The following is a 7,589-nucleotide window of genomic DNA, read 5'->3' as shown; positions in this document are numbered from 1 at the left end:
CCTTTACGGCTGGAATGGTCGATGCTGTGAGTATCTTGGGACTAGGCGGTGTGTTTACCTCGTTGATGACGGGAAATACGGTGCTCATTGGATTGAGTCTTGGTGGCGGCGCGGATTATGCTTCGGCATTCCGTTCATCTCTTGCGATCGCGTTTTTTCTGCTCGGGGCGGCCTTTGGGGGTCGGTGGGCAAAGCGCCGTATGAATGCGTCGCACCGTGCATGGTTATTGCCGATGGCGTATGCAGAATCAGGATTGCTGTTGGCTGCTGCGGTAATCGGATATGCGTTTGCTCGTGGCAGTGGCGATTCCTTACCAGAGGATGCCGTTTCGATCGCGATCGCGCTTACGGCAATGGCCATGGGGCTTCGCAGTGCCACCATCACTCGCCTTTCCGTGCCCGATATGAAAACTACCGTATTAACGCTAACCTTGACCGGTTTGGCAGCAGATTCACCACTCGGCGGCAATAATTCGCAACGCACATTACGCCGTATCGGCTCAGTGGTGCTTTTATCAAGCGGCGCATCAATCGGAGCGTTACTTTATAATCGATGGGGTGTTGCTGTGACGCTTGCCATCATGGCAGCGATCGTACTAGGTTCGACTCTGGCATTCTCTCTAACGGCTCAGGCAAAAGAAAGCCCTAAGAAATCGGGTTAAAAACGAAAGGTTGAGGGTGGTGAGATTTCGTGTTTGAAACTGCCCATTCTATTAGACCTCTTACATGAATGAATTAGCCTAACTCAGCTCGAAGTCGATCTTATTTTTATTTTTATATTTGTCTTCAGCTTTTAACGTTTCTTTTGATTTGAAGACTTTAAAAATTAACGAAATTAGTCCATTACAGAAATTATGACAGGCTACAGCGCCCTCAACATGCAGCAAAAACAGGCGATCGCGCAATACCTCCAGTCTCTTCCGAGTCTGGTTGAGTTGGATCGTGATGATGGAGTTGGCCTCAAGCGGGCACTGGGCAATTACTGGGGGCAGTTTTTACCTGAAGAGATCGATTCTGTGTAAGTCCAAGTTCGATGGAATACCTCGCGAATTTGCGCGATTGGGACTTGTGCAACGGCAACCGATGTAGAGGCTACCGGGAATACCCTCTGTCCGCTACGCTCCGCAAAACATCATAGATGGCGGCTTTGCGTAAGTTCTGGCGATGTGAGTCTACGTACACAAATCCCGTTTGTGTATCTGTGTAGTGCTTAGATGACAATAATTCCTTAATTGATTTAGACATTAGGGAATTACAGGCTTATGGCGATCGAATATGAAAATTTCCCACCTACAAATTATTGCAGGACGCGATCGCATCGCCACTGTTTTCGCCCTCCTGCTTATCGGCTTGAGTATTGCAATACTGGTTTCTTCGTGGAACCGAGACGTTAAAGCTTCCGCACATCCAGTCTCGAGCGATCGCGAATCGAGTTTCGAGCCACCTTCTAATGGTGCGCCCGGTTGGCGACGGGATGCCGCCAGTCGGTAGAAAACATCACAAAATCAAATATATTCCAAAATGGACACGAATCTTGATTTCAAATCTAAATTCTGGGTTGCTCCCGATCGAACCGCAACTTTCAAACCGATCGCCCAATTGAGTCAGCTTGCCTTTAAAACAAATATTCGTCAAACAGACTCTCGCATCACCTGCGAAATTATCCCAAATTGGTATCAGATGATGATATTTGCGAGCGGGTTTATCGCCGGTTTTGGTCTCGCCATCTGGCATTTTGATTTTTTAGAGATACCGAAATCTTCAATAATTTGCTTAGCAATTTCGTTCTTCTTCGTTTTCATTTTGGGATTATTGCAATGCGATCGAGAATCTTTAGAAATCGATCGAATGCATTTCTGTCTCGAACGAAAATGGATGGGTTTAACCTGGTTTCGAGTTTACGGTCGAACCGCTCATATTTTGAAGGTGGATGTATCCGTTCGTCACTCAGCCAAAGCAAAAACGACTTTAGTTATTTGGGAAGAAAGTTGCAAATATAAATTCGTTAAAAAACATTATTTTGGTTCGAGGCTGTCCGATCGAGACCGAGAAAATATTACGGCAAGGGTTAATTTATTCTTGAAAATTGAAAAGAATCAACGATTTTTATTATCTGCTCAAACAATAGCTTGACGAAAAAATGAAAAACTTATTATATCAAACCAACGATATTATTAGAGATCGCTATCGTATTGTTTCTCCCATCGGAGAAGGTTCCATGGGAACCACTTACGAAGCCGAAGACCTCACCAACTACCAACGGGTGGCGATAAAGGTGGTGTCTTTGCGTCAGACGCAGGACTGGAAGATTATCGAATTATTCGATCGCGAGGCGCGAGTACTGGCGAATTTGCAGCATCCGGGGATTCCCAAATATCTCGATCGCTTCGACGAGGATACCTCAACCGATCGCCGTTTTTATTTAGTGCAAGAGTTGGCGGTGGGAGAATCTTTGGCGGCGCTGGTGGAGAAGGGTTGGCAACCTGACGAACGTCGGGTGCGCAAGATGGCACTGCAACTGCTCGATATCCTCAATTACCTGCACCAGTTAACCCCCCCGGTGATTCACCGGGACATCAAACCGCAAAATATCATTCGCCATACCAACGACAAGCTGTATTTGGTAGATTTTGGCGCGGTGCAGGATGTTTACCGCAACACCCTCACCCGTGGCGGCACGTTTGTGGGCACGTTGGGATATATGCCCCACGAACAGTTTCGAGGACAAGTGGGGGCAGCGTCGGATTTGTACGCTTTGGGGGCGACGTTGCTATTTTTGCTGAGCGGGAAATCTCCAGCAGAACTGCCGCAAACACGGATGAAAATCGACTTTCACCGCCACGTTAATATTTCGCCGGCATTGAGTCAGTGGTTGGAGAAAATGCTCGCACCGGCGGTAGAAGATCGGTTTGCATCAGCCCGCGAGGCGATATCTGCACTCTCGCTTCCCTTAAAACCATCGGTACGTGAAGTGACATCTCATAACGGTCCGCGCGGTTCTCGAATTTCACTAATGACAACCGAAAACTCTTTGGTTTGCCTAATTCCACTCCATTGGAATTTAATTTTAAGCTTAACCACCATCACGATCGTTCTTAGTTTTTTTGCCTGGCCGATATTCATTTTGCTGGCAATACCATTTATATCTTTACTCGGCTCGCAATCTTTGTTTATCGATCGCCAAAAATTCATACTCAAAAAGCGATGGTTCGGTATATGTTTTCAGGAAATCAAAGGTCAGACGGCGGATATCAAGCTGGTGGATGTAGAAGTGACGCGGGGGTCGAAAGGCAAAACCCTCTTCAATTTAGTGATTTGGGAAGGCGTACGTAAATATAATTTTGGTGGCTTCATTAGTCAGTACGAGAAGAAATGGTTGGAAATCAGACTTTCTGAATTTTTGAATTTGCGCCGGCTGCAACCACTAGACATAGAAAGATCGGACAACTGCTCTAAACTCTCTTCCAGGGCGATCGCCTCTTTTAAGCCCAGAAAAAACTAACTGACTGCCCTAATTTGGCAATTTTTAAGTTTATTTTTATGAAAACAATGCTCGATTCACTACATCAAATCAACGATATTATTACCGATCGCTATCGAATTGCGGCTGTCATCGGAAAAGGCGCATTCGGTACGACATACGAAGCTGAAGACTTGAGCAACTACCAGCGGGTAGCGATAAAAGTTTTATCTCTACAACAAGCGGCGGACTGGAAAGCGATCGATCTATTTGAGAGAGAAGCCCAGGTTCTCGCCACTCTCAATCATCCATCAATTCCCAAATATTTAGATTACTTTCATCGAGATACATCCAGCGATCGCCAGTTTTATTTAGTTCAAGAATTAATTGAAGGAGAATCTTTAGCCGAACGGGTGCAAAAAGGATGGCGAGCGACTGAAGAACAAGTTTATCAAATTGGCGTACAAGTACTCGAAATTCTCAATTACCTACATCGCCTTTCTCCACCGGTAATTCACCGCGATATTAAACCCCAAAATATTATTCGTCGTCCCAACGGGCAAGTTTATTTAGTCGATTTTGGGGCAGTGCAGGATGTTTATCGCCATACCTTAGTTAGCGGTGGAACCTTTGTGGGAACGGTGGGATATATGCCCCCAGAACAGTTTCGAGGAAAAGCTTTTTTCGGCTCAGATTTGTATGCACTGGGGGCAACCTTACTCTTTTTATTCGCCCATCGTTCTCCGGACGAACTGCCTCAAAAGCGGATGAAAATTGACTTTCGCGATCGCATTCAAATGTCGCCAGCATTTGCAAGTTGGCTGGAAAAAATGCTAGAACCCGCCATTGAAGATCGCTATCACTCGGCGCAAGAAGCGTTGGGTGTTTTAGAAAACTTATACGATACGCCACCGCCGCTCAAAACGATGGGAACTATTTATATTCCCCGACCGGCCCATCAGCCTCCAAAAGGAAGTCAGCTAAAGATTCAACGTGACGATTGGTATTTAGTAATTCAATCTCGAACAAAAGCAAAGAATACTGCTTATTCGAGTCTAATTTTCTTGATTTCTTGGGTCGGTTTAATTGTGGTAATTGCTCTATTTTTGATGTTCCTAAGTCCAATTTTTTTCTTAATGATAGCAATTACCTGTATTCCCATCTTTGCTAGTGCTGCTCCGGGCAATAATCACTTTAATTTATTTGTCAATCAATCCGAGTTAAAAATCGAACATCCATTATGGTATAAGCAAACTAATGTTTCTATCCCTATCGATCGAATTCAAGATATCTATCTTGATGTTCAAACCAGTTTTAAGGGGATTAAAAAAATTAATTGCGCGATAAAAACCAGTTTCGATCGCCATGAATTTGGTTATGGATTGACACCGGTCGAAAAACAGTGGTTGGTGGATGAAGTTTCCGATTTTTTGACAACCGTACGTTCTTCCGATCGAGCTCCACAAAAATAACACTTGGGATCGGCTTATTTTTTGCGCGTGTTCAGGTACAACCAACGGGGTAGGCACAGGGGCACTACCTCGTTGGTTGTCATAATTGTCCTCTCCCGATCGACTCTTTGCGGGGTCGATGTTTGATGCAAACTGCTATAAATTCAGCGAGAATCCACGCCCAAATATAGAAATTTACCCAGAGATATTTTCCTAATCTTTCCACAACATAATGCCGCCGAGCAAGCCGGATACATTAGGGACAATTTTTGCATTTTCAGGTAGATCGAACTTAATTTTTTTGGTTTCTCCCCCGCCAATGTAGAGAGCATCGTAGTTAAACAATTTTTCCAGAGTTGCGATCGCCTTTTCTAAGCGCTGGTTCCACACCTTTTTCCCATTTCTATCCAACGCCGCGCGCCCCAATTGTTCCTCGTAGGTTTCTTTTTTGCGAAAGGGATGGTGTCCCATTTCCAAATTGGGAACCAGCCTACCGTTGATAAATAGTGCCGAACCGAACCCCGTCCCCAGAGTCACCACCAGTTCTACCCCTTTTCCAGAAATCGCGCCATAGCCTTGGATATCCGCATCGTTCGCCACCCGAATGGGTTTATCTAGGCGTTTTTGCAGCGTACTGGCGAGATCGAACTCCATCCAATCGGGATCGAGGTTGACGGCGGTGTAGGTGATGCCGTTGCGTACCACGCCGGGAAATCCCACCGATGCGCGATCGAACTCTCCCGCATCCTTTGCCAGTTGGACGATCGCCTCGATAACCGCATCGGGTTTGGGAGGTTGGGGGGTGGGAACCCGGAGGCGCTCGCTCAGCGGAGTTCCTGTCTCGTCGAGAACCATCACTTTCACTCCACTACCGCCAATATCGACGGCGAGGGTGCGCGTAGAGGAAGTTATGCGCTCGGTATCGGTCATGGGTATCAGCCTTGAGTTCTTGGATTAGTATATGACTCGACGCGATAATTTTGTTAAACCGGATTAGAACCGTTCGTCCGATCGGGGTAGCGATAATGAAATGTGGGGCCTTTCACAGACGGATTCCAACCTCGTACGATGGCATTTTTGATGCAGATTTCAATAATTTTCGGTGTAACTGCATTGTTCCCCATTCCGAGCCGATCGCGATCGATTTGAGAGACCCAATCGCTAATTTTGTTAAAAAAGATACAAAGCGGGAGTCGAAAATTGATACACTGAACCTCAACATCGTTGAAAAAAAGAAATAATTTTGTTAGCTTCAAAAATTTGAACGATGTTGAAAAACTTAAAAAATAGCTTCTAGGGTTCCGGTTAAAATTCGGTTTATTTTCTAAATTTTAACGTCTGGTCCGAGAGAAGCCGGTCGCTTTATTCGATCGAAGCGATTACACGGCGGGAAAAAAGCCCGGGAGAAGGATACAGCAGAAAAATTCTGTTGTTACTTTTTCGGGTTTTTTTGCATTTTAAAAGTTTGCGACCCAACATTCCCAATCCTCAGAGTTTAATGACAGATCCACCGATTTTTGGGCGACCTAATTCCGAAGCCCAAGAAGCCCTGAACAAAGAAGCCCGATTACCCCTAACCGGCTGGCAGCAAGAAGTCGATCGCGGCTTAGAATACGGACTCGAAGCCGCCCAAAGCATTCGCGATCGCACCATTCCCACCTTCTCGCGAGGGGAACTCCCCCACTACGCCGGGATTAACACTTTCCTCAAAGCCCCCTATCTCGAAGATGTGCGCCAAGTGGGGAACTACGATGTGGCAATTGTCGGCGTTCCCCACGATTCCGGCACCACCTACCGTCCCGGTACTCGTTTCGGCCCCCAAGGCATTCGACGCATTTCCGCGCTGTACACCCCCTATAACTTCGAGCTGGGAGTGGATTTGCGCGAGCAAATTACCCTGTGCGACGTGGGGGATATTTTCACGATTCCCGCCAATAACGAAAAGTCTTTCGACCAAATTTCTAAAGGCATCGCCCACGTTTTCAGTTCCGGGGCATTGCCGATTATTTTAGGCGGCGACCATTCCATCGGCTATCCCACCGTTCGGGGAATTTGTCGCCATTTAGGAGATAAAAAAGTCGGGATTATTCACTTCGATCGCCATGTGGATACCCAAGAAACCGACCTCGACGAACGGATGCACACTTGCCCCTGGTTTCACGCGACAAATATCAAAAATGCCCCCCCCAAAAACCTGGTTCAACTCGGCATTGGCGGCTGGCAGGTTCCCCGGCAAGGGGTGAAAGTTTGCCGAGAACGGGCCACCAATATTCTCACCGTCACCGATATTACCGAAATGGGGCTAGATGCGGCAGTCGAGTACGCCTTAGAACGGGCCTTAGATGGTACAGATTGCGTGCATATCAGCTTCGATATCGACTGCATCGATGCCGGATTCGTCCCCGGAACCGGATGGCCCGAACCGGGCGGTTTGATGCCCCGCGAAGCCCTGTATTTACTCGGTAAAATCGTCCAACGGGCCCCCGTGTGCAGCATGGAAGTGGTGGAAGTGTCGCCGCCGTACGATATCAGCGATATCACCTCCCTGATGGCTACCCGCGTCATCTGCGATACCCTCGCTCATTTGGTGCTATCGAATCAAATTCCTCGCCAGCAAAAACCCGACTACATTCACCCCGAAGCCCAACCGGAATTGGAACTGTCTCTTATACACAACT

At 46.8% G+C, this 7,589-nt stretch carries 8 protein-coding genes and 1 riboswitch; of the genes, 7 read left to right on the top strand and 1 reads right to left on the bottom strand.

Going from position 1 to position 7,589, the window contains the following annotated elements:
• The 6 genes from IQ235_RS13335 to IQ235_RS13310 all read left to right on the top strand — a co-directional run.
• Positions 1–662, top strand: a 662-nt coding sequence (locus tag IQ235_RS13335; RefSeq protein ID WP_264321946.1) for a YoaK family protein, incomplete at its 5' end; no start/stop codon positions are given.
• Positions 663–854: 192 nt separating this feature from the next.
• Positions 855–1,022, top strand: coding sequence for a DUF6714 family protein (locus IQ235_RS13330; RefSeq protein WP_264321945.1), 168 nt, complete (start codon positions 855–857; stop codon positions 1,020–1,022).
• 253 nt (positions 1,023–1,275) lie between these two features.
• Positions 1,276–1,491 carry a hypothetical protein gene (locus IQ235_RS13325; RefSeq protein ID WP_264321944.1) on the top strand — a complete coding sequence of 72 codons (216 nt, stop codon included), beginning with the start codon at positions 1,276–1,278 and terminating at the stop codon, positions 1,489–1,491.
• A 30-nt stretch (positions 1,492–1,521) separates the two neighbouring features.
• Complete coding sequence (locus IQ235_RS13320; RefSeq protein ID WP_264321943.1) at positions 1,522–2,133, top strand: hypothetical protein; 612 nt, start codon at positions 1,522–1,524, stop codon at positions 2,131–2,133.
• 7 nt (positions 2,134–2,140) lie between these two features.
• Positions 2,141–3,502 carry a serine/threonine protein kinase gene (locus IQ235_RS13315; protein WP_264321942.1) on the top strand — a complete coding sequence of 454 codons (1,362 nt, stop codon included), beginning with the start codon at positions 2,141–2,143 and terminating at the stop codon, positions 3,500–3,502.
• Between the two features lie 47 nt (positions 3,503–3,549).
• Positions 3,550–4,932 (top strand): serine/threonine protein kinase, encoded by a 1,383-nt coding sequence (locus tag IQ235_RS13310; protein ID WP_264321941.1) that lies wholly within the window; start codon positions 3,550–3,552, stop codon positions 4,930–4,932.
• A 192-nt stretch (positions 4,933–5,124) separates the two neighbouring features.
• On the opposite strand, the gene IQ235_RS13305 is transcribed toward IQ235_RS13310, so the two are convergent.
• On the bottom strand, positions 5,125–5,841 hold the full coding sequence (locus IQ235_RS13305) for an ROK family protein (RefSeq protein WP_264321940.1): 717 nt from the start codon (positions 5,839–5,841) through the stop codon (positions 5,125–5,127).
• A gap of 352 nt (positions 5,842–6,193) precedes the next feature.
• Positions 6,194–6,319: riboswitch (guanidine-I (ykkC/yxkD leader) on the top strand.
• A gap of 90 nt (positions 6,320–6,409) precedes the next feature.
• On the opposite strand from IQ235_RS13305, the gene IQ235_RS13300 reads away from it, so the two are divergent.
• Positions 6,410–7,589, top strand: a 1,180-nt coding sequence (locus tag IQ235_RS13300; protein WP_264321939.1) for an agmatinase family protein, incomplete at its 3' end; no start/stop codon positions are given.

It is taken from the genome of Zarconia navalis LEGE 11467 (assembly GCF_015207075.1).
Taxonomy (GTDB): Bacteria; Cyanobacteriota; Cyanobacteriia; order Cyanobacteriales; family Geitlerinemataceae; genus Zarconia; species Zarconia navalis.
Note: the sequence above shows the minus strand (reverse complement) of the source record. Positions and strands in the feature narration are given on the sequence as shown.

Coding starts and splice junctions, on each gene's coding strand:
- IQ235_RS13305 (WP_264321940.1), bottom strand. CDS start 5,841: ATGACCGATACCGAGCGCATAACTTCCTCTACGCGCACCCTCGCCGTC.
- IQ235_RS13320 (WP_264321943.1), top strand. CDS start 1,522: ATGGACACGAATCTTGATTTCAAATCTAAATTCTGGGTTGCTCCCGAT.
- IQ235_RS13325 (WP_264321944.1), top strand. CDS start 1,276: ATGAAAATTTCCCACCTACAAATTATTGCAGGACGCGATCGCATCGCC.
- IQ235_RS13315 (WP_264321942.1), top strand. CDS start 2,141: ATGAAAAACTTATTATATCAAACCAACGATATTATTAGAGATCGCTAT.
- IQ235_RS13330 (WP_264321945.1), top strand. CDS start 855: ATGACAGGCTACAGCGCCCTCAACATGCAGCAAAAACAGGCGATCGCG.
- IQ235_RS13310 (WP_264321941.1), top strand. CDS start 3,550: ATGCTCGATTCACTACATCAAATCAACGATATTATTACCGATCGCTAT.